General features: G+C 61.0%; 25 protein-coding genes. 8 read left to right on the top strand and 17 right to left on the bottom strand.

All coding sequences use genetic code 11. The annotated features are described in order from the left end of the window. Nucleotides 1-657 precede the first annotated feature (657 nt). Nucleotides 658-1,386: an S-adenosyl-l-methionine hydroxide adenosyltransferase family protein gene (locus tag ACH79_RS25115; protein ID WP_161853382.1), complete on the bottom strand. Its 729-nt coding sequence runs from the start codon at nucleotides 1,384-1,386 to the stop codon at nucleotides 658-660. A gap of 155 nt (nucleotides 1,387-1,541) precedes the next feature. Here ACH79_RS25115 and ACH79_RS25110 point away from each other — a divergent pair, with 155 nt between their 5' ends. Next, a complete protein-coding gene (locus ACH79_RS25110) occupies nucleotides 1,542-1,748 on the top strand; it encodes a DUF2905 domain-containing protein (protein WP_371419271.1) in 207 nt (68 codons plus the stop codon). On the opposite strand, the gene ACH79_RS25105 is transcribed toward ACH79_RS25110, so the two are convergent. Continuing rightward, nucleotides 1,738-2,010 (bottom strand): hypothetical protein, encoded by a 273-nt coding sequence (locus ACH79_RS25105; RefSeq protein ID WP_161853381.1) that lies wholly within the window; start codon nucleotides 2,008-2,010, stop codon nucleotides 1,738-1,740. The two genes, ACH79_RS25110 and ACH79_RS25105, sit on opposite strands and share 11 nt — an antisense overlap. A 402-nt stretch (nucleotides 2,011-2,412) precedes the next feature. Continuing rightward, a complete protein-coding gene (locus tag ACH79_RS25100; RefSeq protein ID WP_161853380.1) occupies nucleotides 2,413-3,360 on the bottom strand; it encodes a LysR substrate-binding domain-containing protein in 948 nt (315 codons plus the stop codon). Nucleotides 3,361-3,592: 232 nt separating this feature from the next. Between ACH79_RS25100 and groL the strand changes: the two genes are divergently transcribed. The 5 genes from groL to ACH79_RS25075 all read left to right on the top strand — a co-directional run bounded on the left by groL (nucleotide 3,593) and on the right by ACH79_RS25075 (nucleotide 7,876). Continuing rightward, nucleotides 3,593-5,236 (top strand): chaperonin GroEL, encoded by a 1,644-nt coding sequence (groL, locus tag ACH79_RS25095; RefSeq protein WP_161853379.1) that lies wholly within the window; start codon nucleotides 3,593-3,595, stop codon nucleotides 5,234-5,236. Between the two features lie 332 nt (nucleotides 5,237-5,568). Beyond that, nucleotides 5,569-5,853, top strand: a complete 285-nt coding sequence (locus tag ACH79_RS44135) for a thiosulfate oxidation carrier protein SoxY (RefSeq protein ID WP_246738709.1) — start codon at nucleotides 5,569-5,571, stop codon at nucleotides 5,851-5,853. Between the two features lie 16 nt (nucleotides 5,854-5,869). Further along, nucleotides 5,870-6,196: a thiosulfate oxidation carrier complex protein SoxZ gene (gene soxZ / locus ACH79_RS25085; protein WP_161853377.1), complete on the top strand. Its 327-nt coding sequence runs from the start codon at nucleotides 5,870-5,872 to the stop codon at nucleotides 6,194-6,196. 88 nt (nucleotides 6,197-6,284) lie between these two features. After that, the gene (locus ACH79_RS25080) at nucleotides 6,285-6,599 is read left to right on the top strand and encodes a c-type cytochrome (protein WP_246738103.1); all 315 of its coding nucleotides are present in this window, start codon (nucleotides 6,285-6,287) and stop codon (nucleotides 6,597-6,599) included. Continuing rightward, complete coding sequence (locus ACH79_RS25075) at nucleotides 6,596-7,876, top strand: NAD(P)/FAD-dependent oxidoreductase (protein ID WP_161853376.1); 1,281 nt, start codon at nucleotides 6,596-6,598, stop codon at nucleotides 7,874-7,876. Before ACH79_RS25080 ends, ACH79_RS25075 begins: the two co-directional genes overlap by 4 nt. On the opposite strand, the gene ACH79_RS25070 is transcribed toward ACH79_RS25075, so the two are convergent. The 10 genes from ACH79_RS25070 to ACH79_RS25030 form a co-directional block, all read right to left on the bottom strand. Next, nucleotides 7,861-10,020, bottom strand: coding sequence for a heavy metal translocating P-type ATPase (locus ACH79_RS25070; protein ID WP_246738102.1), 2,160 nt, complete (start codon nucleotides 10,018-10,020; stop codon nucleotides 7,861-7,863). The genes ACH79_RS25075 and ACH79_RS25070 overlap by 16 nt on opposite strands. Next, nucleotides 10,017-10,733 carry a sulfite exporter TauE/SafE family protein gene (locus tag ACH79_RS25065; protein WP_161853375.1) on the bottom strand — a complete coding sequence of 239 codons (717 nt, stop codon included), beginning with the start codon at nucleotides 10,731-10,733 and terminating at the stop codon, nucleotides 10,017-10,019. The genes ACH79_RS25070 and ACH79_RS25065 overlap by 4 nt, the downstream gene beginning before the upstream one ends. A gap of 49 nt (nucleotides 10,734-10,782) precedes the next feature. Further along, a complete protein-coding gene (locus tag ACH79_RS44805) occupies nucleotides 10,783-10,905 on the bottom strand; it encodes a hypothetical protein (protein ID WP_256380269.1) in 123 nt (40 codons plus the stop codon). A gap of 164 nt (nucleotides 10,906-11,069) precedes the next feature. Further along, nucleotides 11,070-11,294 (bottom strand): hypothetical protein, encoded by a 225-nt coding sequence (locus ACH79_RS25060; protein ID WP_161853374.1) that lies wholly within the window; start codon nucleotides 11,292-11,294, stop codon nucleotides 11,070-11,072. After that, nucleotides 11,233-11,445 carry a hypothetical protein gene (locus ACH79_RS25055; RefSeq protein ID WP_161853373.1) on the bottom strand — a complete coding sequence of 71 codons (213 nt, stop codon included), beginning with the start codon at nucleotides 11,443-11,445 and terminating at the stop codon, nucleotides 11,233-11,235. The genes ACH79_RS25060 and ACH79_RS25055 overlap by 62 nt, the downstream gene beginning before the upstream one ends. A gap of 23 nt (nucleotides 11,446-11,468) precedes the next feature. Further along, nucleotides 11,469-13,247: a cbb3-type cytochrome c oxidase subunit II gene (locus ACH79_RS25050; protein WP_246738101.1), complete on the bottom strand. Its 1,779-nt coding sequence runs from the start codon at nucleotides 13,245-13,247 to the stop codon at nucleotides 11,469-11,471. Then, complete coding sequence (locus tag ACH79_RS25045; RefSeq protein ID WP_161853372.1) at nucleotides 13,244-14,692, bottom strand: cbb3-type cytochrome c oxidase subunit I; 1,449 nt, start codon at nucleotides 14,690-14,692, stop codon at nucleotides 13,244-13,246. The genes ACH79_RS25050 and ACH79_RS25045 overlap by 4 nt, the downstream gene beginning before the upstream one ends. A 108-nt stretch (nucleotides 14,693-14,800) precedes the next feature. Then, a complete protein-coding gene (locus ACH79_RS25040) occupies nucleotides 14,801-15,256 on the bottom strand; it encodes a c-type cytochrome (protein WP_246738100.1) in 456 nt (151 codons plus the stop codon). An 11-nt stretch (nucleotides 15,257-15,267) separates the two neighbouring features. After that, nucleotides 15,268-16,398 (bottom strand): metallophosphoesterase, encoded by a 1,131-nt coding sequence (locus tag ACH79_RS25035; RefSeq protein ID WP_161853370.1) that lies wholly within the window; start codon nucleotides 16,396-16,398, stop codon nucleotides 15,268-15,270. A 130-nt stretch (nucleotides 16,399-16,528) separates the two neighbouring features. After that, nucleotides 16,529-17,287 carry a carboxypeptidase regulatory-like domain-containing protein gene (locus tag ACH79_RS25030; protein WP_246738099.1) on the bottom strand — a complete coding sequence of 253 codons (759 nt, stop codon included), beginning with the start codon at nucleotides 17,285-17,287 and terminating at the stop codon, nucleotides 16,529-16,531. Nucleotides 17,288-17,506: 219 nt separating this feature from the next. On the opposite strand from ACH79_RS25030, the gene ACH79_RS25025 reads away from it, so the two are divergent. Both ACH79_RS25025 and hemA read left to right on the top strand, forming a co-directional pair. Beyond that, a complete protein-coding gene (locus ACH79_RS25025) occupies nucleotides 17,507-18,112 on the top strand; it encodes an SCO family protein (protein WP_161853369.1) in 606 nt (201 codons plus the stop codon). Nucleotides 18,113-18,208: 96 nt separating this feature from the next. Next, a complete protein-coding gene (gene hemA, locus ACH79_RS25020; RefSeq protein ID WP_161853368.1) occupies nucleotides 18,209-19,444 on the top strand; it encodes a 5-aminolevulinate synthase in 1,236 nt (411 codons plus the stop codon). A 632-nt stretch (nucleotides 19,445-20,076) separates the two neighbouring features. On the opposite strand, the gene ACH79_RS25015 is transcribed toward hemA, so the two are convergent. From ACH79_RS25015 to msrA, 4 genes are all read right to left on the bottom strand, one after another. Beyond that, nucleotides 20,077-20,778: a phosphatase PAP2 family protein gene (locus ACH79_RS25015; RefSeq protein WP_161853367.1), complete on the bottom strand. Its 702-nt coding sequence runs from the start codon at nucleotides 20,776-20,778 to the stop codon at nucleotides 20,077-20,079. An 87-nt stretch (nucleotides 20,779-20,865) separates the two neighbouring features. Continuing rightward, on the bottom strand, nucleotides 20,866-21,132 hold the full coding sequence (locus tag ACH79_RS45165) for a hypothetical protein (RefSeq protein WP_371419472.1): 267 nt from the start codon (nucleotides 21,130-21,132) through the stop codon (nucleotides 20,866-20,868). A gap of 190 nt (nucleotides 21,133-21,322) precedes the next feature. Next, complete coding sequence (locus tag ACH79_RS25005) at nucleotides 21,323-22,963, bottom strand: acetolactate synthase large subunit (protein ID WP_246738098.1); 1,641 nt, start codon at nucleotides 22,961-22,963, stop codon at nucleotides 21,323-21,325. Further along, the gene (msrA, locus tag ACH79_RS25000) at nucleotides 22,960-23,505 is read right to left on the bottom strand and encodes a peptide-methionine (S)-S-oxide reductase MsrA (protein WP_161853365.1); all 546 of its coding nucleotides are present in this window, start codon (nucleotides 23,503-23,505) and stop codon (nucleotides 22,960-22,962) included. The genes ACH79_RS25005 and msrA overlap by 4 nt, the downstream gene beginning before the upstream one ends. Between the last annotated feature and the right edge of the window lie 199 nt (nucleotides 23,506-23,704).

The raw sequence follows: 23,704 nt of genomic DNA, 5'->3' as shown, positions 1-23,704 counted from the left end.
CTCGTCCGGTATAGCTGATTTTTGGGCCGACAGAAGTTTCAAGCTGACAGTCGAGGCATTTTCCTTTCATTTCAAGTGCTTAAGCGGATCGCCGTTCGTGCTTCAGCGATGCTGCGCCTCGCCCGTACGACGTCGCAGTACCGAATGGGTTCTTGCAATACCGCGATGTTGCACCTACTCCTACCCTTCTTGTCGATCCACTAAGCTCAGACAAAGTAACGTGCTGCCCTGCCCGCGCCTAGAGCTACACAAGTGCGATCGTAGTTTCGGCAATGATGGAGCAAGAAATCTTGCGAATGCGCAGATTCCGGAATGTCGTTCCGGGAGCGGACCAGTCGTGCTCTGTGTAGTTGCTCGGCTTTTTGGCCGGCCCGATAGCGGCCGCTTCAAATTTGTATAGACTGAAGAGCCGTTTCTCGAAAACAACCCCATGCAAAGTAGCACCCCAGTGCTTGCTTCAAAGTTCAGACTTCGCGATTTCACTGCACCCGGTATTTGCTCATGTAGTGTTTGCGCAGGATCTTGCGGATCTGCTCCGCAAGGCGCCTGTTAGCGCTAGCCTGCGGTTTGTCGCGGCGCTCCGGCGGCTTCGGCCGATGCGGATGAGGGCGCTGTTTGGTCGAATGTTGCCTTCGGGTCAAAGCGGCAGGCCTTTGTTCATGCGACAATCTCGACGGTACCGCTGATGGCAAGCCCGAGATCGCGGTCCGCCCGCCCCTGATTGACGGCAATTTCGGCAAGCCCGTTGGAGTTCTCATACCAGAAGGCCGCGCCTGGCAGCAGATCGCTGAAGGTCCTCGCGCGGTCCAGAACCCGACCTGCCGCGGTCAGCCTTGCGCCGGGCGGCAGCATAGCCGCCCTCAGCCCGGTCATGGCATTGCCGTAGTGATCGACGTAAACGATCTCGCAGAGGTCATCCGGCCAGTCTGCCCTGCGATCTGCGCCATCATGACGTGGCCGGCCGGGGGGCGGATCACCGCGCGCCAGCATGGCTGCCACCGGGGCGAAGAGGTCGCGCCCGTGAAAGCTGGCCGAGAGATGCTTCGGCTTCCAGTCGATGTCCCAGCTGCGCGTTTCTTGGGCTCTGCGCCGGATCAGCTCAAACAAGCCGTTGCCGGGGCCGATATACCAGCGGCCATCGGCTTCGACAAAAATGGATGGCCGCGTCCCGCCGACGCCGGGATCGACAACGCAGAGAAAGACGGTTCGTGCCGGAAACCATGCAGCATAGGCGGCCAACAGATACGCCGATGCCTTGGGATTGCTGACTGGCGCATCGGCGAAGAGGTCGACAACGGGAATGCGCGGCGCCATCTGGTGCAGCACCGCCTTCATCTGACCCGTATACGGGCCGTGCAACCCAAAATCCGTGAACAGGGCAATCATTGGTGTCAGCCTGCCCAACTGCGTGTGTCCACCTCGCTCGAAAACGCTATACTGACTCATCCGAGCCGCACGACGGACCGCGGTCACAGCAGCACGCCAAATCCGGCTTGCTCTCCCTCAATCGGCTCGCCCACTGTGATCGTAGGCTCGGCGCAATGTCGATCTCGCGTCTCCTCATCATCTTCGGCTTGTCGCTCGTTGCGCTTGGGCTGCTATGGCCAGTGATCAACAAGATCGGCTTAGGCCGGTTGCCCGGCGACACCGTCATCGAGCGCGACAACTTCCGCGTTTATATCCCGCTCGCAACATCGCTGCTGGTCAGCGTGATCCTTTCCCTGATCCTTTGGCTCGCTAACCGTTAGCCGTCGGCGCCTCTTGCTCAGGGTGGACGACGCTCGGGAGCGTTCGCGGCCAGCCTGCCGGCAGCATCATCGTCTGCGCCGTGAGCAGCCACGGCATCCACATGAATCGCGTGGCCTGCACCCAAAACGTGAAAGGGTTAGCCGCCTCGAACGAGGACCCGAGCGCTTCGAAGGATGGCGTTGCCCGCAGGTTGATTGATATCTGCTCCCAATCACCAGTCGGCGATTGCCGGTGAATGATGTCGATGTCGAGGCCGGCCAAACGAGCGCTTGCTCTCGTGGCATCGATATCGCTGCCTCGACTGTACGTTCGCTCAGGCATCGGCCTTTACCATCTTCGTGCACCGATTCCGTCCGCTCGGCACTTGCCGCCGCGGCCGGCTTATTGATTATCGCTCATTATTTTCGGCAATGAAAGTTCGGAAAGTTGCTGCCACGACCATGGCTGCACCTTGCGGAAGGATGGAACCCCGCCTCCTTGAGGCGCGCGAGGAGCTACATCTGGATCGATGAAGCCGGTTAGCTTAGTCGCTTCTGCGGTTGGCTACCATCGCTGGAATCCGCAGCCGAGCCTTCACCATGCCACGATGCCTTGCGTATCTTGCCGCCTTCATGTTTGCAAGTTACCGGAAATCCCCGAAAAGGCGCGTTGGTTAAATCAGAATCACTGGATTTTCGTTCGCAGGCCCGTGTGCTCGTGGCGGACACATTGCGGCCGGATGGGTGCGTCCAGCGCGCTCTTCACCATCTGACCAAGTGCCAGGAAGTCGGCCTTGCGTGGAGACGTCCGGCGCCACGCAAGCCCGATACTGCGGCCGGGTTGCGGTTCGACAAAACGCAGGAGCTTCACTCGGTCGTCGCGCAACTCGACATCGGCCGCGACTTCTGGAACTAGCGTGGCGCCATATCCGCTCGCCACCATCTGCATGACCGTTGCAAGGCTCGTTGCACTGAGGCTCGAGGCCACAGTCCAACGCCCCTTGACACAATAGTCGAGCGCCTGATCCCGCAGACAATGGCCTTCTTCGAGCAGAATGAGCTTACGCTTCTTCACCTCGCCGGGCGTCACGCGCGCCGTTTCCGGAAGAGGGTCGTCGGCTGGTACAGCAAAGAGGAAGCGGTCTCTCATGAGGTGGAAAACTTCAACCGCGGCCGCCTTGAGCGGCAACGCCAGCAACAATACTTCGAGAGCGCCACGCTCGAGATCCGCGAGCAGCACCTTGGTCTGCGCTTCCACCAAATCAAGGCGCAGATCGGGATACCCGAGTTCCAGTTGCGGCAGCAACCGCGGCAATATATACGGCGCCAGCGTCGGGATGACGCCAAGGCGCAACGTTCCGCTCAGCACCTTGGCTCTATGTTGAGCCAGGTCTGTCAGGTCGCGCACTGCACCAAGGATCACTCCGGCGCGTTGCGCGATCTCGATGCCAAGTTCGGTGAACATCGGCGCGCCCGGACGCCGCTCGATCAACTCTATGCCGAGAAGCCCTTCCAGTTCGTGGATCTGCATTGAAAGAGCGGGCTGGCTGACACAACACTCCGCCGCGGCTCGTCCGAAATGCTGATGACGGGCAAGCGCATCAAGATAACATAGCTGCCGGGTCGTGATCACCCCGATAAGATATTCTTAATGCCGCGGCAAAGCAATTTGATTGGCTTTTTGGCCGCTAGCTTAAAACATTGGATGGCTTGAAATCGTGCGGGTTGAAATCACCAGCGCAAGCGCGCCACACGTGCACGCTCCGAGGGTCGCTGCTGTGCGGGCAAGCAAGGGAGGACCGCAAATTCGGACTTAGAACGCCCGCGGCGCCCGCGAGGTCACCTGGTCAAATCGGGAACCATCCATGGTAGGCAAGCAAATCGCATTTTCCGGCAGGGCGCGTGAAAGCATGCTGCGCGGTGTCGACATTCTCGCCAACGCGGTGCAGGTGACGCTCGGGCCCAAGGGCCGCAACGTCGTAATGGAAAAGTCGTTTGGCGCACCCCGCATTACCAAGGACGGTGTGACGGTCGCCGGAGATATCGAGCTCGAGAACAAATTCGAGAACATGGGGGCGCGCCTCGTGCGCGAGGTCGCGAGCAAGACCTCCTATGTCGCCGGTGACGGCACAACCACTGCAATCGTGCTGGCGGCTTCCCTCGTTCGCGAAGGCACCAAGGCAGTCGCCGCCGGCATGAATCCGATGGACCTGAAGCGCGGCATCGACCTTGCGGCCGAGGCGGTCGTCGAGGATCTCAAGAGAAACTCGAAGAAGATAACTACCAACGACGAGATCGCTCAGGTCGGCACCATCTCCGCCAATGGCGATGCCGAAATCGGCAGGTTGCTGGCCGAGGCCGTGAAGAAGGTCGGCAACGAGGGCGTGATTACGGTCGATGAGGCGAAGTCGCTCGGGACCGAGCTCGACGTGGTCGAGGGCATGCAGTTCGATCGCGGCTATGTCTCGCCCTACTTCATCACCAATTCCGACAAGATGCGGGTGGAGATGGAGAATCCTTACGTCCTTGTGTATGAGAAGAAGCTCTCGGACCTGCGTGAACTGCTGCCACTGCTGGAAGCCCTGGCGCAGACGGGTAAACCGCTGCTTGTTATCGCCGAAGAAGTCGAAGGAGAAGCACTCTCCACCCTCGTGGTCAACAAGCTGCGCGGCAGCCTCAAGGTCGCGGCGGTGAAAGCGCCCGGCTTTGGCGATCGCCGCAAGGCGATGCTGCATGACGTCGCCATCCTTACCGGCGGTACCGCCATCTTGGAAGATCTCGGCATGAAGCTTGAGAACGCCACGCTCGACATGCTCGGCCGCGCCAGAACGGTATTGATCGACAAGGAAAGCACCACGATCGTCGGCGGCGCCGGCAAGAAGGAGGACATCGACGCCCGCATCAACCAGATCAAGAAGCATATCGCGGAGACCACCTCCGACTATGACCGCGAGAAGCTAGAGGAGCGGCTCGCCAAGCTCGCCGGCGGCGTGGCGGTGATCCATGTCGGCGGGGCAACCGAGATCGACGCGAGGGAGCGCAAGGATCGCGTCGACGACGCGATGCATGCAACGCGCGCCGCGGTCGAGGAAGGTATTTTGCCGGGCGGCGGCGTCGCGCTGCTGCGCGCCGCCAAGGTGCTCGACCGGGTAAAGCCCGCCAACGAGGACCAGAAGCATGGCGTTGACATCGTCAAGAAGGCAATCGGTTGGCCAGCGCGCCAGATAGCACTAAACGCCGGCGACGACGCCTCGGTGGTGATCGGCAAGATCCTGGAGAAGGAGCAGTACAACTGGGGTTATGATGCCCAGACCTGCGAGTACGGCGACTTGGTCTCCAGGGGCATCATCGATCCAACCAAGGTGGTGCGCACCGCGCTGCAGGACGCAGTCTCGGTCGCCGGCCTGCTCATCACCACTGAGGCCATGGTTGCCGAGCTGCCGACGCCGCCGCCTCCACCTTTGCCGGGCCATGACCACGACCACCATCGCGGCGACATGGAATTCTGAGCCGATCGCGATCGCGCACACGGCGCCCTCGGCCGCGCCTACAGTCGCAGGCCCAGGAGTCGTTTTGTGGGAGCACCCATGGTAGATTTTAACGTCAGAAATATCGAGCGCCCGCTTGGAGAGTTCCGCCTATCGGTAGCGAGGATCTCGCGTTGAAGACAAAACCACTTGGCGTTACGCGCCGAACCATCTTGACCGCCGCCGTTGCGGGGAGCGCCGGATTTGCGAGCGCCGTTCTCGCCTCGACACAGCCGCCCAGCGATGACGTGGTGGATATCGTTAAGCGACTGACTGGAAAAACCCCGACCGCGTCGGATCGTCTGCATCTGGTGATGCCGCGGACCTTTCCGAATGGATACACAGTGCCGCTTACGCTCGCGATCGATAGTCCCATGACGGAAGCCGATCACGTCAGGCACGTTTCTGTGCTGGCGCCACGAAACCCGCTGATTGAGGTCGCCACCTTTCATTTCGTCCCACAACGCAGCGAGCCCCGCGTGTCGGCACGCATTCGCCTTGCCGAACCGCAATATGTTCTGGCGGTTGCGGAGATGAACGACGGTACATTGCTGATGACAGAAAGCTGGGTCGAGGTCGCAACCAACGGATGCAAGTGACGGAAGGAGGTGCGGAATGTTCACTCCGGCACCCCGTGTGCAAGTGCCAAGATCCGCCGCGACCGGTGAAGTGTTTCCGGTCAAGACGCTGATCAGCCATCAGATGGAGACCGGGCTGCGGCACGATGACCGCGGCAACGCCATCCCGCGCAAGATCATCAACAAGTTTACCTGTCGCCACAATGGCGTCGTGGTGTTCAGCGTCGATCTCCACGAAGCCATGGCGGCGAATCCGTTTATCGAATTCTACTTGCGCGCGACGGAGAGCGGTCGGCTCGAGTTCGTTTGGGAAGAGGATGGCGGCGGCGTCTATGTGTTGGAGCACCAGCTCACTGTCGCCTAATGATGTTGTAGTGATGTTGCCATGCTCCTTTCACGCCATGAGCAAAGGGATCGGCGATCGCAGACACGGGGATGGAGCCGGACTCAGCATGCGCAAAATCATCGCCGCTTCCATTGCTGCTTCGTTCATTACTGTCGCCGATCCCAGCCAGGCAGCGGACCGCGATGGTGGAGCCCAACTCGCCGCGATGTGCGCGTCGTGCCATCGTCTGGATGGCGGCGATGGTGGTATTCCGACGATCCTTGGCATGAGTCCGAAGATGCTCACCCGCACAATGCTTGCGTACAGAGCGCACGAGCGCCCAAGCCATATCATGCGCGCCATCGCCCTATCGCTCAGTGATGAAGAAATCGCAACCGTGGCGCGCCATCTCGCAGCTCTGAACAAGCAGGTTAGGCCATGAAGTCCTGGACGCGTCGAGAGTTCGGCCGCTCGACCGGAGCAATAGTCCTTGCAGGGCTCGGCCCTCGATTGGCTGCAAGCGAATCCAAGGCGAGGGTTGTCGTTGTTGGCGGCGGCATCGGCGGTGCCACGGCCGCCAAGTACTTGGCCGCCAGCGCGCGAACGATCGAGATCACGTTGGTTGAGCCAAATCCGAACTATACGACCTGCTTTTTCAGCAACCTTTATATCGCCGGGCTATGTTCGCTCGAGTCGCTTACGCATGGCTATGAGACGCTGGCGCAACGATATGGCATCAATGTTGTTCATGACTCCGTGGCAGCGGTCGATCCGGTCGCAAAAACCGTTGGGCTCAAGAGTGGTCCAAAATTGCCTTACGACCGAGTCGTCGTTGCCCCTGGCATCGCTTTCAATTACGAGGCCCTCGCAGGGTATGACGAGGCGGCAACGCAGGTCATCCCGCATGCCTGGAACGCGGGCTCACAGACGCAGCTGTTGCGACGGCAACTCGAAAGCATGGAGGATGGCGGCGTCTTCGTGCTCGTCGCGCCCCCTAACCCGTTCCGCTGTCCGCCCGCCCCATACGAACGTGCCTCTCTGATTGCTTATTATTTCAAACAGCATAAGCCGCGCTCGAGGATCCTGATCCTCGATGCGAAAGATAGCTTCAACGCGCAGGATCTATTTCTGGATGCGTGGGAGCGACACTATCGAGGTATGATCGAATGGCTACCTGCCCAATTCACCGGTGGAATAAAGGCCATCGACGTGAAGGAGCGATCCGTCAAGACTGCGAGCGAGACATTCAAGGCCGCGGTTGCAAATGTTATACCCCCGCAAATGGCCGGCCAGTTCGCGCAGCAAAATGGCCTCGTGGATCAATCTGGCTGGTGCCCGATCGATCCCATAACGTTCGAATCAAAGCTACAGCCGGGAATCCATGTGGTGGGCGATGCGAGCAGTGCTGGCGACATGCCGAAATCGGCGTTCGTTGCGAATAGCCAGGCCAAGGCCTGCGCGTTTGCCATCATCGCGGCGCTGACCGGGTCCGAACGCCAACCACCTCATTTATTCAACACCTGCTATACTTTTCTTAGTCCCGACGATGCAGTGAGCAATGCTATCAGCTTCAAGCCCGCGGCCGGAACGATCAAGATCGTCGACAACTTCGTCAGCCAGGTGCACGAAAGCGCCGAAACCCGCCACCAGGCCGCACGCGAGGCGCAAAGCTGGTACACCGCCTTTACGCGTGACACCTTCGGCTATGCAGCTTTCTGATTTGAAGTGGCCGTGCTGCGAGGTGCAGGAGTGCTCTCCGCCGCGGCGGATGGAGCTGGCTCGGGTAGCCGCTCCAGCCGCAGCGAATTCAGGACGACGATAATGCTTGAGCCGGCCATCACTGCCGCCGCCAGCACTGGCTGGAGGACTCCGACCATCGCCAGCCCAATGGCGATGAAATTGTAACCGAACGCCCAGGCCAGGTTGGTGAGAATGGTCGCGCGAACTGCGCGAGCGACGTCGATCACCCACGGCAGCGTCCGTAGCCCCCCGGGCGGGAGCGCGACTGCTGCAGCCTCGCGAGCAAGGTCCGTCGCCGAACCGACGGCGATCCCGACATCGGCTCCGGCCAACACGGGCGCGTCATTGAGGCCGTCGCCGACCATCGCTACCATGCCATGGGCATGCCGACGGCGTTCCAGCGCCGCGCGTTTGGCCTCGGGTGTCAGGCCAGCCTCGATATCGCCGCTCTCAATTCCGACCGCAGCGGCAATCCGCACTGCGGCTGCCGGAAGATCGCCGGTCAACAACGTCACGCGGACCCCACGGCGGCGCAGCGCTTCGATGGTCGAGCGCGCCTCCGGCAGCGGCGTATCGTCAAGTGAAAGCACAGCATATGCCCGCTCGCCCCAGCCGACATAGATCACGGAATGGCTGCTCGCTTCACGCCGTCTCCCGTAATCAGCCAGATTTGGCGTCAGCGACCAACCCAACTCCCGCATCAATGCGGCGCTGCCTGCCGCTACGATCCGGCCGTCCGACTTGCCACGGATGCCACGCCCCGGCACGACTCGAACGTCGTGGATGGCGACTGGCTCGAGTCCACGAGCAGCTGCCGCTGCAGCTATAGCACGAGCCAAGCCGTGCTCGGAATGGCGCTCCAGTCCGGCGGCCTGCGCGAGCACCACATCGGCGCTGGTTCCATCGCTGTCGATAGAGACAACGCGCGCCTGACCCGAGGTGAGCGTGCCGGTCTTGTCAAAGGCGATCAGCCGGATGCGCGCCAGCGCCTCAAGCGCGGCCGGGTCGCGCACCAGGCAGCCGTATCGGGCCAGCCGTCCAATGCCCAGCGAGGTGGCCATCGGTGCCGCCAACCCGACCGCGCAGGGACAGGCCACCACCAGTACCGCAAGACCGATCAATAGCGCACGGTCGAACGGCAAATGCCGCGCCCAGTACACCGACGCTCCAATGCCCAGCACGAGAACAATCGGCACGAAGACGCCTACAATGTTGTCGGCGAGACGCTGGCTCGGGCTGCGGCGGATCAATGCATCCCGTACTGATCGACAAATCTGCGCCCAGCGGGTCGCGTTTGCCACGCCGCTGCTTTGGATCAGGAGCGGCCCGTCAAGATTGATGCTGCCGGCGATCACATGCGAGCCGACGCCCTTGGCGATCTGCCGGCTTTCGCCTGTGATCAGGGCCTCGTCGGTGTGCGATTCGCCCTCCATGATCACGCCGTCGACGGGAATGCGTTCGCCCGGCCGAACTCGAACCAGCACACCCGCGTCAACCTCGCGCACCGGCCGGCGGTACTCTCCATCGCCAATGACGACGGTGGCCCACTCACTTTCCGCGGCCAAGAGCGGCTGCAGGTCACGCGCCGCCCGTGCACGCCCGGCGGCGTCGAGATAGTAGCCCGCGGTGAACAGCATCAGCACCATGGTGGCCGTATCGAAGTAAACCTGCGGGCTGCCCTCGATGGTGGCAAAAGCGGAATAAAGGTAGGCGGCGCCGACGCCGAGCACAATGAGAGCCGAGGAGGTCAGGCGTCCCTCCATGCCGTGGAGCCACGCCTCGCGCAGAAACGGTCCGCCGAGAATGATCACCGCGGGCGTGGCAAATAGCCAGAGCAAGAGATGAATCCAGGGAAGCATCTCGGCATCCGCGCCGCTGAAGGCGTCGCTGTACAGGAGCAGGCTGAACAGCATGATATTCATGGAGAGAAAGCCGCCGACACCGAGCCGGATCAGCAGCCAAGCGGCCTCCCATTCCTCGGTTTTGCCGTGCTTGACCTGGTAGGCGATACAGCAGCCGTAGCAGCAGAATGCGCAGGCCTCACCGTTTACCGTGCGTCGCATCGCCCGCCGCCCGATGGGTAACAGGCAGTGGCTGCACAGCGCACGGTCCTGGGCCGTCATGCTGGTTCTGTCCAACCATGCGCGAAGTGCACGGCGAAGGGCAGGATGCCGCGGCCAACGGTGACGAGACCGAGGAGCAGAATGCAACTGCCGGCCAGCCACACGCCGCGCTGCCGCCACGCCGGCGCCAGCGCTCGGCCGACGCCGCCCATCAGAAGCATTGCGGGGAAGGTCCCAAGCCCGAACGCTGCCATGGTGAGAAAGCCCGGCAACGCTCCGGCCGTGCTCGCCGCCTGCGCGGCAAAGGCGTAGACCAGCGGACAAGGCAGGAAGCCATTGAATACGCCAAACGCGAGCGGGGCGGCATGTCCCGGCGCCGTCAACAGGCTGCGCAGGGATGTCGCGAGGGTGCTGCCGGAGCCTGTCGTGATGCGATGCAGGCGCGGCAGCAGGCCAAAAAACTGCAGCGCCATGGCGATCATCAGCAGCCCGGCGAGGATCGCGAGAATCCGCTGACCGCTGTCAAGCGAACCGCTCAGCAGCGGGACTGTCGTTCCCTGCGGCGTGCATATGAGCTGACCGAGGGCGCCCGCAAGTCCGCCGATAAAGCAGTAGGTCGTCAATCGACCTGTATTATACAGCAGATGACGCAGAACTGTCGCGCCAGGTCCCTGCGGATCGCGGCCGAGCGCACAAGCGAACCCGCCGCACATACCGATGCAGTGAAAACTGCCGGCGAACCCCGCTGCGAAAATGACAATATAGGCGGTCATCGCATACGCCCTGTTTACTCATCACCGCAAGCTTTAGCCGCGCTGTCCCCTATTCCCGAACGAGGTAAATCAGCCAGGCGCAGAAGCCGACGGTGCAGATCCCGTAGATCAGGAAGGCGACGACTTGGGATGGGCCTGCATCAGCCAACAAGAAAGCGGTGTGTTCCAACATGGTCCCTCCGTCAGCGCAGGGAAATCAGCACCACGTTCATAGTCAACTCAGCCGCCAGGAACAGCAGGTTCAGGCCCGCGACCACGAGAACAATCTTCGCTGCCAGCATGTCCGTTCTGCCTATTCTAACAAGATTCTAACAAGTCCCAGCTTCAGCCGGCCGCCTAACCAGGCCGCCCCGGCCCAACGCCACCCCAATAGGCGTACATATAGTACAGGCCCCAGGCGAACAGGACCGCGTAGGTGACAAGCAGCCACACCGGGATATATCCAACGCGGGCCTGAATGGTGCCGCCAGCATATTCCTCCAATTCCGGAGGCGAACTCTCACGCACCTCCAGCTTGGGGTGCGTCGGGCTTTCCGGGTCGCTCTGCTGCAGGTCCGTCATCGCCGACCTCCCTTTGATAGAATCGTAAAGCTGCTTCGTCTGCCCCGTGGAACGCGCCCGAGAACACGCCCCAAACGAAGATGCAGACCGCGCCGAGGCTCATCATCAACGCGGCGAGATAGGGGCCGACGATCTCGAAATTGGTGATCATGGTTCATTCTCCTTGGCGGCCGCTCAAGGTTGTTTGGCCGCGGCCTCCCCACGCGAACTGCCACGCGCCGCCTTCGAGCCGCCGGTCCTCTGCGCGCGCCCGTTCGGAATATAGGCTTTGTCCGGCGTGTCCGCTTGCAGTTTGGGGTCGTTGAGCGCAGTGCGATCGGCGGATGTGATAGGAAGCGGCTCGCCCGTGATGGGATCCGTGAAGGCGGAAAGCGAGAGCACGTAATAGGCGAGCGCCCAGCGGTCTTCCTCGGGCAGCGAGTCGCGGTAATTAGGCATAGGCGTGCCGCTCAACCCGGTCGTCATGGTCCGGAAGATGTCTTCGACCGCCGGACCCGACTTGAACTGGCCGGTGGTTAGATCGGCGGGCGGGATCGGAAAGCCGAGATCGTCCTTCAAGCCAGCAGCCTTTTCGCCGTCGCCCTTGCCGGAATTGCCGTGGCACTCCCAGCATTTGGCGATCCGCCAGACCTCTTTGCCGCGGGCAAGGATCTGCTGCGACGGGGCCGGTGGCCGCTGGATGTACAAAGGAGCGCCCGGCGGTTCCTCGATGAAGAACGAATACGGCTTCGCCGGATCGGAGCGATCGACCGCCAGCTCATATTTGATGTATTGGATGACCGCGAGCCGATCCGTCAGGGGCAGCTCATACCAGGGCGGCATGGCGGTGCCGCGCACGCCCCGAGTGATCGTGCGCAAGAGATCGCCGTCGGTCGGGACAGGTTCCTTGGTCAGCCTAAACTTGAAGACCGCCGCTGCAAAGCTTCGCGGCCGCTGCCGATACAGGAACGTCGCCGCGGGGCCGTTCCCGTCGCCCTTGACGCCATGACAGCCGACACACCGCCGCTCATAGACAACCCGGCCATAGTCAATCCACTCGGAAGAGCGCGGCAGCGTGGCCTGCGTCACCTCAAGCTGCTGCGGCTCGAACACGTCGCGCCATTTGCCACGGTTCATGCCGAGCTTTTGCAGATAAGCGATCAGACCTTCGAGTTCTTTCGTCTCGGCCGCGATCGTAACCGTATTGCCGATATATTCGTTGTTCGGGATCAGGATCGCCGGTGCCTTATCGCGTGCTTCCAACGGGACGAACAGCAGCCCGCCGGCGTTCGGCGTGAGTTTGATCTGCACCTTGCTTTCGAAGTCGAACAGCTTTTGCGTGATGGCATTATTTTCCAGCGTGCGATTTCCGGCCCCGTCATCGACGATCTTGACTGGCTCCCGGGGTGTTTCGAACAGTGCCCGATACGGTGCCATGATCGAGTCAGGCAATAGCTCGCGCGGATTCCAGAAGTGGGCCAAATGCCACTCGTTGCTGTATTTGAGCCCAACCCGGGTCAGGTCCGGCCCGATGCGCCGGGTGCCGAACAGATGCGGCACATCATAGGCGTATTCGCCGGCCTCGCTCACCGGGCCCCAGCGGCGCGTCTCGCCGGTTACCGGGCGCACATACTGCGAATGACAATACCAACAGCCCTCGCGCAGATAGACTTGGCGGCCGAGTTGCTGCGTCGGCGTGTAATCGGTGGCGTCGCTGAGCATCCATTTAAGCTGGCCGTAGTCGGTACGGACGACGGCAGTCACCTCGGTAGTCCGGGCTGAGGGCTCGATGAAGGGGAGAACGCCCTGGGTGAGGACGGCGAGGAAGAAGAAGATGATGCCGGCGACCAGTGCGACAAAGCGCGCGCTAATGGCTTCAGGCTTCCAGCGCCAGCGCAACCAGGCCCGCCACCGGGCGGCACGGCTTTCGCCCTCTCCACCACGCGGCCGAGTGCCGTCGTCATGCGCGCTCATTCGGCCGGCCTCCCAACCGGGATCACTCCGGGCTCAATCGCCGGCGCCGGGGCCACGACCTGACTGGTCAGCGCCGTCATTGCCAAATTGATGACCAAGAGAGACATGCCGATGTCCATGCTGATGCCAGACATCGTGCGCACCAGCCAGTAGGGCTGCATCCACACTACGGTATCAAGCCATTCGGTGCCGCTCATCCACTGAAAGCCCTGCTGCAGGCCAGCGGCGGTTAGCACTAGGCCCATGGTGGCAATGCCGACGGTAATCAGCCAGAATGACCAATTGCCAAGCCTGAAGGACCACAATTCACGCTTGAATGCCCGCGGCCAGACATAGACCAGACCTCCCATCGCCCAGACCACGAAGGTCCCGAATACGGTGAGGTGCGAGTGGGAGATGACGAAGTCGGAGAAGTGGGTGGGCTGCTGGATTGAGCGCAAGGCTTCGGTCGAGCCTTGGAAGCACCCGACGAGATACATCAGAGAGCCCATGATCAGGAACTTAGCCGGCAGGTTCCGCCCGAACTCGTGCCACTTGCCCGTCATTGTTCCGAAGAAATTCACCAGCACGGTCCACACCGGAATGATGAGAAGCATCGAGGTGATGATCGCCAGCGTTTCGGCCCAGTCGGCAATTGGACTGTAGAGATAATGATGGATGCCGACGAAGGGATAGAACAGGGCGAGTGACCAGAAGCCGACCAAAGAGAGCTTGTGCGCAAACAGCGGATTGCGCGCGGCAACGGGGAGGAAATAGTAGATCAGCACATAGCCGGCCGGCGTCAGCCACAGCCCGACGATGTAGTGGATGTAGAGACCGTGGAACGCCGCGCTGTTGATTCCGGAAATCGTGTACGGCAGGATGAAGCTGCCGAGTACGAGATTCATCGTCGTCCAGATGAAGGTGGCGATCAGGTACCAAAGTGCAACATAAAGCGGCGGCTCCAGTCGCTGCCCGATGGTGATCAGGAATTGCGCGGTCACCGTGGCAACGACGATGAAGATCGGGATTTCAGCGAACAGCGGAAGCTCGCCGGCTTCGAGACCGTGATTCTGGCCGAATGCCAGCGACACCAGACCGGCGAAAACGGCGATACTCCATAGCCAGGCCAGCGGAACGCCCAGTTGCGGCCAGACCACGCGGACGCCACACAGGCGCGGCACAAGATAGTAACATTCGCCGATGAACAGCGTCGAAAAGGCGCCGAAGATGACGCCGTTGACGTGCACAGGCCGCAGCCTGCCGAAGGTGAGCCCTATTGCGTTTCCGAGATAATCGGGATGATTGAAGAGGCTTGAGAGGGCGACGCCGATCGATGGTGTGACAAGGAGCCAGAACATTCCGAAATAAAGCCAGGTTCGGACCACCACCCAGTCGACCAGATCATCCAGATTGATGCCGGCGAACCTGCCGTGCAATCTCTCTGCAGGAAGCACTTCCGCCATGGAGCATTGCCCTTTGCTTGTCTGATAATGCGTTCTCTCCTGTTCTCAGTCAGCGCACCTTCGACAGCAATGACGCGCGCTAGAAGCCTCCGCTTCGCAGCATCGAAATCAGAACTTGCCCGGGTTCAACACCGAGCCGCTCTGCGACCAGTAAATATACGCTTCCAAAGCCTTCATCGCGTCCGAGTCATCGGCGATCTTTTCTCCCTGGTTGGGCTTCTCGATGCACCAATTGATCATGTCGCGCAGCGTCGCGAACTTGGCCATCTGCGCCTGGAACTTCGGGAACGTGGCGGGGTGGGTATCGGCCGTCATGGGATGGCACATAGCGCATGCCATTCCAGTTTTGGACAACACGACACCCATCGCCTCTTCGGTTGCTGCATCGCCGTGGAACAGCAGGTCGCCTTTGCGAACCTGCTCCATGAACACTTGCTGGTAGGAGTTCAGCAGCTGCGGCGTCACCGGATCCTTGTGCGCACCCGCAGGGCCGACCAGGGCGGCAAGTGCTACCGCTGGGACAGCGCGGAACAGAATGAAACGGCATGTTGTCGACGCGGTCATGCCCATTCCTCCTAATATGGCCAAATACTGTCAGCGATCCGGGGCCGCAAAACCTCGGGAATGCTCTTCGCATAGTCATCTGGAGACTGCGCGTATACCTGCTTGCGCCACATTACGTATTCGGCGTCGACTTTGTCCTCGGCGCTGACGTCGATCTTCGCCCAACCTACCCCGTCAAAGTGATCACCAGGGTCGACCCGTATCATCGGCTTTGTAAGCTTCGGCACCCCCTCCGGGGCGTAAGGCCAAGGCCATGAGGTTGCCAGCATGCCGATCGAACGCATGGTGCCGATCTCGTTGTAGAGCACCTGATGCGTGTGACCGTGAATGTTGGTGACTTTGGTGTAGGGCTTGAGCACCTCGTTCACCTCGCGCCAGTCGCGCACCCAAAAGTTCCACGGCGGATAGTACTCGTAGAGCGGATTGTGGCTGAAGATGACGACCGGCCGGTTCCGGTCCCAATTGGCAAGCGTCTTCTGCAGCCAGTCGAGCTGATCGCGGCCGACGCCCGCCCACGGGCCAGCGACGGTGCCGTCGAGCGTGGCCATGTGACCCATGCGCTCCTGGGGACTCATCTTCTTCGCCGTCCAATAGTCCGGACCGCGACTGACGGTATCGAGCCCGACAAAGCGCACGCCCTTATGGTCGAATGTCCAGTTAGGCTGACCGAACAGTTCGCCCCACTTCTTACCCATGTCGAGGTACCAATCGTGCTCGCCCGGAATGTAGACCTTGCGGATGTTGATTTCTTTCAGGATCTCCACACCGAGCTCAAGTTCTTCGACCTTGCCAAGCTGGGCCAGGTCGCCGCCGAAAATCAGGAAGTCGGCCGGCGGACTCATCGCCTGCACCTCCTTGGCGGCACGCACCGTCTTCTCGACGAAGCGCGTATTGAGGGATTTCGGATAGAGATGGGTGTCGGAAATCCAGGCAAACTTGAATGGCGCCTCGGCCGCATAAGCGACATCGAGAGTGTTGAGCAGCGGCCACCAGGCGAAGGTCTCGGCTACGGTCGCGGCTCCGACGAGACATGATCTGTGAACAAAGGTGCGCCGGGTAATCCGCAGCGAGGGGTCAGGACGCACTCCGGGCTGTTGGAGTACCGCAGCTATTTCACGCCGGTCGCGCTCAAGCTCGGACATGGGCTTCCTCCCTTGCGATTGGTCGTTACAGCGTTGCTCCTCTCCACTAGGCGACTCTGGTTGTTTGCCACCTCGCCAGATTTTCTTGTTCCTTCGGCTCGATTGTCGCCGGTCGAGCCGCAGAAGTCCGTTACTTCGCGCCGGAACCGCCTTGAACCGCCGAGGCGCCCTTCTTCAGTTCGATGTTCAGATCGCTCGACTTCCCCGCCGCAACGGTCACCGTCTGCTCGTTCGGGCCGGTGAAAGGTTGGTACGCCACCAGCTTGTAGGTTCCGGCCGGAACGTCGGAGATGGTGAACTTTCCGTCGGCGCCGGTGACGGCGTAGTAGGGATTGTCGGCGACATAGATAAACGCTTCCATCCAGCCATGCGCGTCACAGTCGATGCGCACCTCGCCCGGCCGCGGCAATTCGACGGGAATTCGCTGACCCTGGTTGGGCAGAGCGAGGTTGAACACGGTGCGCTTGCCGTAATAGCCGTGCGTGTTGTGGAGCATCGGATCGCTATTGACGACGTCCAGCCCGCCCACGCGTATCACCTGAATGCTAGGTTCGAATTTGCACTTCTTGTTGTCGATCTCTGGCTTCTTGGCTTGCTCCGGCCAGGCTTTTCCTTTCGCGATATCGGCCAGATACACGACGGCGTTCTGCACGCTCTTGTCCGGCCCGACCTGAATGAGCGTCTCCTCGTAGGGACCGCCGCACACCTCGATGTCCTTGGTCGGAATGACCTTGCGGGTGCCGGGGGGGCCGTTGAACACGACCTTGCCGGTGATCGATCCGCCGCCGGCGACCGGGCCCGCTTCGTAGGCTTGCGCCGGGAGCGGCGTTGCTACCGCCGCGACCATCGACGACACCCCGATCAGCCACTTCATAGCTAAGCCAGTCATCACAGCACTCTTTCTTGATCTTTGGTGTTGATCTTTGATATCCGCAGGAATTCGTCGAGAGCTAACCGCCATTTGCAGGGGTTAGGAAAATCAGAACTGCTTTGCGAGACCTTAAGCAAAGCTTATGAAGCTTGAGAGCAAAAATCGTCTAAGAAATACCCGCTGAAACGGGAGAGAAGTTTGTGGCGGCTAAGCACCGCCGCCGCAGGGAGGCATTTGATGCGTCGCCATCCCATATTTTCGGTCCTCGGACGAGCAATCCCTTTCGGGATTGCTGTCGCCACCGCCTTGGTGTTGAGCCAACCGCTCGTGCGTGCAGCCAACTCGCCGGTCATGATCGGCGGCCCGTTCACACTAACCTCACCTGATGGGGCAACGGTCACGGAACAGACCTACCGTGGGAAATGGCTTCTAGTCTATTTCGGCTTCACTTCGTGTCCCGATAGCTGCCCTACGGCGTTCCTTGAGATTTCCGCCGCGCTCGAGAAGCTCGGCCCCGACGCCGACAAGCTCCAACCGTTGTTCATTACCGTCGATCCGCAGCGCGATACGCCGACGGTCATGGGGAACTACACCCAGTCATTTGATTTGAGGATCGTCGGACTCACTGGCACGCCGCAACAGATCGCTGCCGTCGCCCAAGAGTATGGGGTCTATTATGAACCTCGTAAGAGCGGGCCGGGCGCCGAAGACTATGTCATGGACCACAGCACCTATCTCTACCTGATGGACACTGAAGGTGAATTCGTGCGCGGTCTTGACGCCGACACGCCAGGCGAGCGCATCGCCGAGGTGGTGCGCGGCGCCATGGCAAAGGCTCGCTAGAACGCAAGTCATCGGGGACGATCAACGCAATGAGAGCGCGTCCTGACCAAGGGCGTCGCACGAACATCTGAGACCCTCGCAAACCGGAGGGCTGTCATGAATTACGACGGCTATTTCCAACGCGCCCTTGCGCGTTTACGGGACGAACGGCGCTACCGCATCTTTGCAGATCTTGAGCGCATCGCCGGGCGCTATCCCCGCGCCATCTGGCACTCGCCTGCGGGCCCGCGCAGCGTCGTGATTTGGTGCTCCAACGACTACCTCGCGATGGGGCAACACCCGAAGGTGATCGGCGCCATGGTCGAAACCGCGATCCGCATGGGCACCGGTGCGGGCGGCACGCGTAACATCGCCGGCACCAGTCATCCGCTGGTCGAGCTTGAGCGCGAGTTGGCCGACCTGCACGGCAAGGAGGCGGCGCTTGTGTTCACTTCCGGTTACGTCTCGAACCAGACCGGAATTGCAACGATTGCCCGGCTAATGTCGGGCTGCGTGATTCTGTCCGACGCACTCAACCACAACTCGATGATCGAGGGCGTGCGCCAGTCCGGGACGGACAAGCATATCTGGCGCCATAACGATCTCGGCCACCTCGAAGAGCTGCTCAAACGGGCCGAGCCCCAACGGCCGAAGCTGATCGTGTTCGAGAGCCTCTATTCCATGGATGGTGACGTCGCCCCCATCAACGGCATTTGCGATCTTGCCCAGCGTTACGAGGCGATGACCTATTGCGACGAGGTGCATGCGGTCGGCCTGTACGGCCCGCGCGGCGGCGGCATCACAGAACGCGAAGGCGCAGCGCACCGCGTCGACTTCATCGAAGGAACGCTTGCCAAGGCGTTCGGCTGTCTTGGCGGATACATTGCGGGCGATGCCGCGCTGATCGATGCGGTGCGATCATACGCGCCTGGCTTCATTTTCACCACAGCCCTTCCGCCAGCGATTTGTGCCGCTGTAACCGCGGCGATCCGCCACCTCAAGCGCTCCAATTGGGAGCGCGAGCACCACCAGCACCGCGCGGCGCGCACGAAGGCAGTGCTCACTGCGGCCGGGCTCCCGGTCATGCCGAACGAAACGCACATCATACCCATCCTCGTCGGCGATCCAGAACACTGCAAGGAGGCAAGCGACCTCCTGCTCACCGAGCATGGCATCTATATCCAGCCGATCAACTACCCGACCGTGCCGCGCGGTACGGAGCGGCTGCGCATCACGCCTTCGCCCCATCACGACGACGACATGATCGAAGCGCTCGCCAGCGCGCTGATCGATGTCTGGGAGCGGCTCGACCTGCCGCGCGAGGACCGAGCGCTCGTGCAGATGAGCGCGTAGATCTGGACGGCATCCTGAAGGCGCGAGTTGATCGCGAGTGGGCACAGGAGGAGTTTCAAGGACTGTGATTTCGGGCATTTTCGGCGATGAGGCATGTAGGCTCGCACTCCTCATCGCAGAAAAATAAGAAAAATATGCAACATCGTAGAACTGAGTAGCGGGGGCGCGACTCGAGCTCCCGTCATCAGAATTCGTCGCTCTCTCGCTGAACCAGCAGCTCCCCTGCCCCGCCGGCAAAGACGAAGGTTGGTCCCGTTCTCCATTTCAGACGAGTGAGTTCAGCTTCTCGATCGAAAGTGGAGCATTCTGTTCCAATCAATCCGATCCGTCCGCGTCGCACCCGACGTCTACAACACGCCTCGGAGAGCTGCTCAGATTGCCATCAATAGATTTCTCTTGACCTCCCGGTGCACACGTCGTGCACACGCTCACATCTAGCCATTTGAATGAATCGCACTCTCTCCCAATCCATCATGAGGAAGTTTGAGCTAGGTCCAGCCAGCCGGATATAGCCAAATCCAACATTGGGCCACAACGACCGCTTTGCGCCAATAGCAGAAGTCCGACGTCCTCATTCGATCACTTCGTCAGTGCAGGCGAGCAAAGTTGCCGCCTGAGCGGCGCAACGCCGACTAGTCGCTCGGCTGCTCGATCCTTCCGGTGCGCTGAAAATACGACATGAGCATCTGGCAAATTAGCGCCCACGAAGTGCCGAAGCACCAGCCCGCCAACACATCGCTCGGATAATGAACTCCGAGATATATGCGGCTGACTCCGACCAGCAGAGTAAGGATCGCGGCGGTCATTATAAGATGGATGCGAACAGAGCGGGACGCTTGCGTTTGAGCGAGCATCAAGCCGAGCGTCAGATAGCAGACAGCCGAAATCGCAGCGTGCCCGCTCGGAAAGCTCAGCGTAGAGACCTGAGTGAGTTGAGCGACGAGATCGGGGCGCGCTCGCGCAAACGCAAGCTTGAGAAGTGTATTGAGAATGGCGCCGCTCAGGACCGTCGTCAGGACGAACAAACCGGCGTGAGGTTTGCCTATGGCAAAAAGGAACGTAGTCACAACCGTGACCAGCAGCGCAAGTACCGCGGTACTGCCCAGTGCGGTGATGTCTCGCACAACGTCAAGCAACCATGGCGGCCCGATTGGCCGCGACAAGTCGGACGCATGGCGAAAGGCGACCATCAACCAACGGTCGAACGCGATAGGCTCTCCTTCGGTCACTTCCAGTGCGATGAACGCAAAACCGAACAGAAGAACGGCGACGAACAAGGTCGGAGCCCAAGACTTCAGATGCCTGACAGTATTCTGCGATTCAGTTGTTCTCATCTTCGTCGCCTCCGGGGAGTTCAACTTCCATCAATCTCCAAAGATACGAAGTGAGGTTTGGTGGCTAAGCGAGCATTGGCAAGCGGATTATGCGCTTTGCCAAAAGTCCACACCGCGGTCCGAGCTGCACCGGCTTCCATTCACGGCTACGTCGCCGCCACTACGTTCGCGGGCTGCCTGACGCAGCGTTTCCGAAGGCTCGCCGGGCTTGTAGCCCGGATGCCGGGATTGAATCACCTGGCCGACACTTGCCGCGCGCATGACGTCACCAAGCGGGATCATCGGAATATAGGTGTCTCTCCTCATCCAGCCGCTCTGGGTGGGATCGAACGAGATCCAGAGATTGCGAACCAGGACCTGGCCCTGCTCGGGTGTCGGTATCGGGCTCTCTACAAGCGGAAATCGTCTTCACGAATATTGCCTTCAGGTCTTCTGACAAGGAGCCATTGGCGATGACGTCGTTGCTCATTGCTTTCCCCGTGCCGGAAATGGCAGCACCGGTGATAGCCTATGGCAATTTGCGCTGACGCGGTGATTTAAAATGTCACACGGTCTGGGGTACCGAGTGCAGCTCATTGACGAGCACGCGCATGTTCTCGCTGTAATCGACGGGCACTACGACGAGATGCACACCGCCTTCGCTGAAAGCAGCTTCCAGCATTGTCACGAGTTCCGAGCCCTTGCCGACGCGGGAGCCCCTGGCGCCATATGACTTGGCATAGGCGACGAAATCAGGATTACCGAAGTCGAGGCCGAAGTCGGAAAACCCGTCGACTTCCTGCTTCCATCGGATCATGCCGTAGGCGCGATCCTCGAGCACGAGCACGACGAGATTCAGTTTGAGCCGCACGGCCGTCTCAAGCTCCTGCGAATTCATCATAAAGCCGCCGTCTCCGCAGACGGCGAGCACGCGCCGATCCGGATGGATCAGCGACGCCGCGATCGCGGAGGGAAGACCAGCACCCATGGTCGCGAGCGCGTTGTCAAGCAACAGCGTGTTGGCGACGCTGGTGCGATAGTTGCGGGCGAACCAGATCTTGTACATGCCGTTGTCGAGGGCAACGATGCCGTCCGGTGGGATGACCTGGCGGACGTCGTGCACGATGCGCTGCGGCGTCAGAGGAAACCGATCCTCCGTCGACCGCTCGGCGAGGTGGGCAAGGATCCCTTCCCGCAAACCCAGCAATGCCTGACCGTCGGGGAGCTTGCCTTCGAGGCGATCGGCCAGGCTTGTGAGGCTCGCGCCGACATCGCCGACGATCTCCGCCTGCGGGAAGTATACCTGTTCCACCGTCGCTGGCGTGGCGCCGACATGGATAACCTGCGGTCCATCATGGCCCATCAGGAAAGGCGGCTTCTCGACGGTGTCGTGGCCAATCGAAATAATCAGATCGGCCTGGTCAATGGCCTTGTGGACCCAATCCCGCTCCGACAGTGCGGCCGTGCCCATATAGAGGTTGGAGCCAGCATTGACCGCGCCCTTCCCCATCTGGGTATTGAAGAATGGAATCCTGCATCGTCGCACAAACGCCGACAGCGGTTCGGCGAGATGCGGGCGGCTCGCCGCGGCGCCCAGCATGACTAGCGGCCTGCTGGCGCCCATGATCATGGCTGCTGCGCGTTCGATGGCCGCGGCAGGCGCGACCGGAAGTTCGACGACATGCGGGGGAACGATGTCGGCGGCGGCTTCGTCGGCCGCGATATCCTCGGGTAGTTCGAGATGCACGGGGCCCGGCCGCTCCTGCTGCGCGACCCGGAAAGCGTCGCGAACCAGGGTCGGAATACTCTGCGCGGAGACGATCTGCGTCGCCATCTTGGTGAGCGGCCGCATGGTCGCGACGATGTCGACGATTTGGAAGCGCGCTTGGCGGCCGCTCCGGATCGCCTTCTGTCCTGTGATCATGACCATCGGCATCGCGCCCAAATGCGCGTAGGCCGCAGCCGTCGTCAGATTGAGCGCACCGGGACCCAGTGTCGTCAGGCAGACGCCCGCGCGCCCGGTGAGACGCCCGTAGGTGGCCGCCATGAAGCCGGCAGCCTGTTCGTGCCGCGTCAGCACCAGCTTGATCTTCGAGCGCCGCAGCGACTCCAGCACGTCGAGATTCTCCTCGCCGGGAATGGCGAAGATGTACCCGACGCCCTCGTTCTCAAGGGCGGCCACCAGCAAATCGGAGGCTTTTGTCACGCGGCCGAAACTCCGCTCACGCCTGTTGCAGCTTTCTCCGCCCGATGCGGCAGCGTCCATTCCGGCCGAATGAAGTGACAGGTGTAGCCGTCAGGATATTTTTCCAGATAATCCTGATGCTCGGGCTCGGCCTCCCAGAACGGTCCGGCAGGGGCCACCTCGGTGACAACCTTGCCCGGCCAAAGGCCGGAAGCGTCGACATCGGCGATGGTGTCTTCCGCGATCCGCTTCTGCGCGTCGCTGGTATAGAAGATGGCCGACCGGTAGCTCGCGCCCCGGTCGTTGCCCTGGCGGTTAAGCGTCGAGGGATCATGGATCTGGAAAAAGAACTCCAGCAGCTTGCGATAGCTGATGGTCTGCGGATCGAAGGTGATCTCAATCGCTTCGGCGTGATTGCCGTGGTTGCGGTAGGTCGCGTTTGGCACCTCGCCGCCGGTGTAGCCCACTCTGGTCGAGATCACGCCAGGATACCGGCGCAGCAGATCCTGCACACCCCAGAAGCAGCCGCCGGCAAGGACTGCCCGTTCCGCCGAAACTGTCATGTCTGTTCTCCCTGGCTCGCTGCGGTCATCGGTCCCGAGCTCCATCAAGGACGCATAATGAGGCCGAACGATGCAAGAGCGCAAATATCAATGAACCTCGGGTTTGCGCCAGAAGCGGTCGTTCCGGTGAAGTCTGTTTTTGACCCCGATGCGGACATTGACCCCGACCCCAAAGCAGTCGGCCATGCTTTGATAAGTT

This window comes from Bradyrhizobium sp. CCBAU 051011 (assembly GCF_009930815.1).
Lineage (GTDB): Bacteria > Pseudomonadota > Alphaproteobacteria > Rhizobiales > Xanthobacteraceae > Bradyrhizobium.
Note: the sequence above shows the minus strand (reverse complement) of the source record. Positions and strands in the feature narration are given on the sequence as shown.

Excerpts from the sequence above, each read along its gene's own strand:
- ACH79_RS25115 (WP_161853382.1), bottom strand. The coding sequence starts at position 1,386 with ATGATTGCCCTGTTCACGGATTTTGGGTTGCACGGCCCGTATACGGGT.
- ACH79_RS44805 (WP_256380269.1), bottom strand. The coding sequence starts at position 10,905 with ATGTTGGAACACACCGCTTTCTTGTTGGCTGATGCAGGCCCATCCCAA.
- ACH79_RS25035 (WP_161853370.1), bottom strand. The coding sequence starts at position 16,398 with ATGTCCGAGCTTGAGCGCGACCGGCGTGAAATAGCTGCGGTACTCCAA.
- ACH79_RS25045 (WP_161853372.1), bottom strand. The coding sequence starts at position 14,692 with ATGGCGGAAGTGCTTCCTGCAGAGAGATTGCACGGCAGGTTCGCCGGC.
- ACH79_RS25030 (WP_246738099.1), bottom strand. The coding sequence starts at position 17,287 with ATGACTGGCTTAGCTATGAAGTGGCTGATCGGGGTGTCGTCGATGGTC.
- ACH79_RS25050 (WP_246738101.1), bottom strand. The coding sequence starts at position 13,247 with ATGAGCGCGCATGACGACGGCACTCGGCCGCGTGGTGGAGAGGGCGAA.
- groL (WP_161853379.1), top strand. The coding sequence starts at position 3,593 with ATGGTAGGCAAGCAAATCGCATTTTCCGGCAGGGCGCGTGAAAGCATG.
- ACH79_RS25060 (WP_161853374.1), bottom strand. The coding sequence starts at position 11,294 with ATGACGGACCTGCAGCAGAGCGACCCGGAAAGCCCGACGCACCCCAAG.
- ACH79_RS44135 (WP_246738709.1), top strand. The coding sequence starts at position 5,569 with ATGCCGCGGACCTTTCCGAATGGATACACAGTGCCGCTTACGCTCGCG.
- ACH79_RS25025 (WP_161853369.1), top strand. The coding sequence starts at position 17,507 with ATGCGTCGCCATCCCATATTTTCGGTCCTCGGACGAGCAATCCCTTTC.
- ACH79_RS25065 (WP_161853375.1), bottom strand. The coding sequence starts at position 10,733 with ATGACCGCCTATATTGTCATTTTCGCAGCGGGGTTCGCCGGCAGTTTT.
- ACH79_RS25070 (WP_246738102.1), bottom strand. The coding sequence starts at position 10,020 with ATGACGGCCCAGGACCGTGCGCTGTGCAGCCACTGCCTGTTACCCATC.
- soxZ (WP_161853377.1), top strand. The coding sequence starts at position 5,870 with ATGTTCACTCCGGCACCCCGTGTGCAAGTGCCAAGATCCGCCGCGACC.
- ACH79_RS25015 (WP_161853367.1), bottom strand. The coding sequence starts at position 20,778 with ATGAGAACAACTGAATCGCAGAATACTGTCAGGCATCTGAAGTCTTGG.
- hemA (WP_161853368.1), top strand. The coding sequence starts at position 18,209 with ATGAATTACGACGGCTATTTCCAACGCGCCCTTGCGCGTTTACGGGAC.
- ACH79_RS25040 (WP_246738100.1), bottom strand. The coding sequence starts at position 15,256 with ATGACCGCGTCGACAACATGCCGTTTCATTCTGTTCCGCGCTGTCCCA.
- ACH79_RS25110 (WP_371419271.1), top strand. The coding sequence starts at position 1,542 with ATGTCGATCTCGCGTCTCCTCATCATCTTCGGCTTGTCGCTCGTTGCG.
- ACH79_RS25075 (WP_161853376.1), top strand. The coding sequence starts at position 6,596 with ATGAAGTCCTGGACGCGTCGAGAGTTCGGCCGCTCGACCGGAGCAATA.
- ACH79_RS25080 (WP_246738103.1), top strand. The coding sequence starts at position 6,285 with ATGCGCAAAATCATCGCCGCTTCCATTGCTGCTTCGTTCATTACTGTC.
- ACH79_RS25055 (WP_161853373.1), bottom strand. The coding sequence starts at position 11,445 with ATGATCACCAATTTCGAGATCGTCGGCCCCTATCTCGCCGCGTTGATG.
- msrA (WP_161853365.1), bottom strand. The coding sequence starts at position 23,505 with ATGACAGTTTCGGCGGAACGGGCAGTCCTTGCCGGCGGCTGCTTCTGG.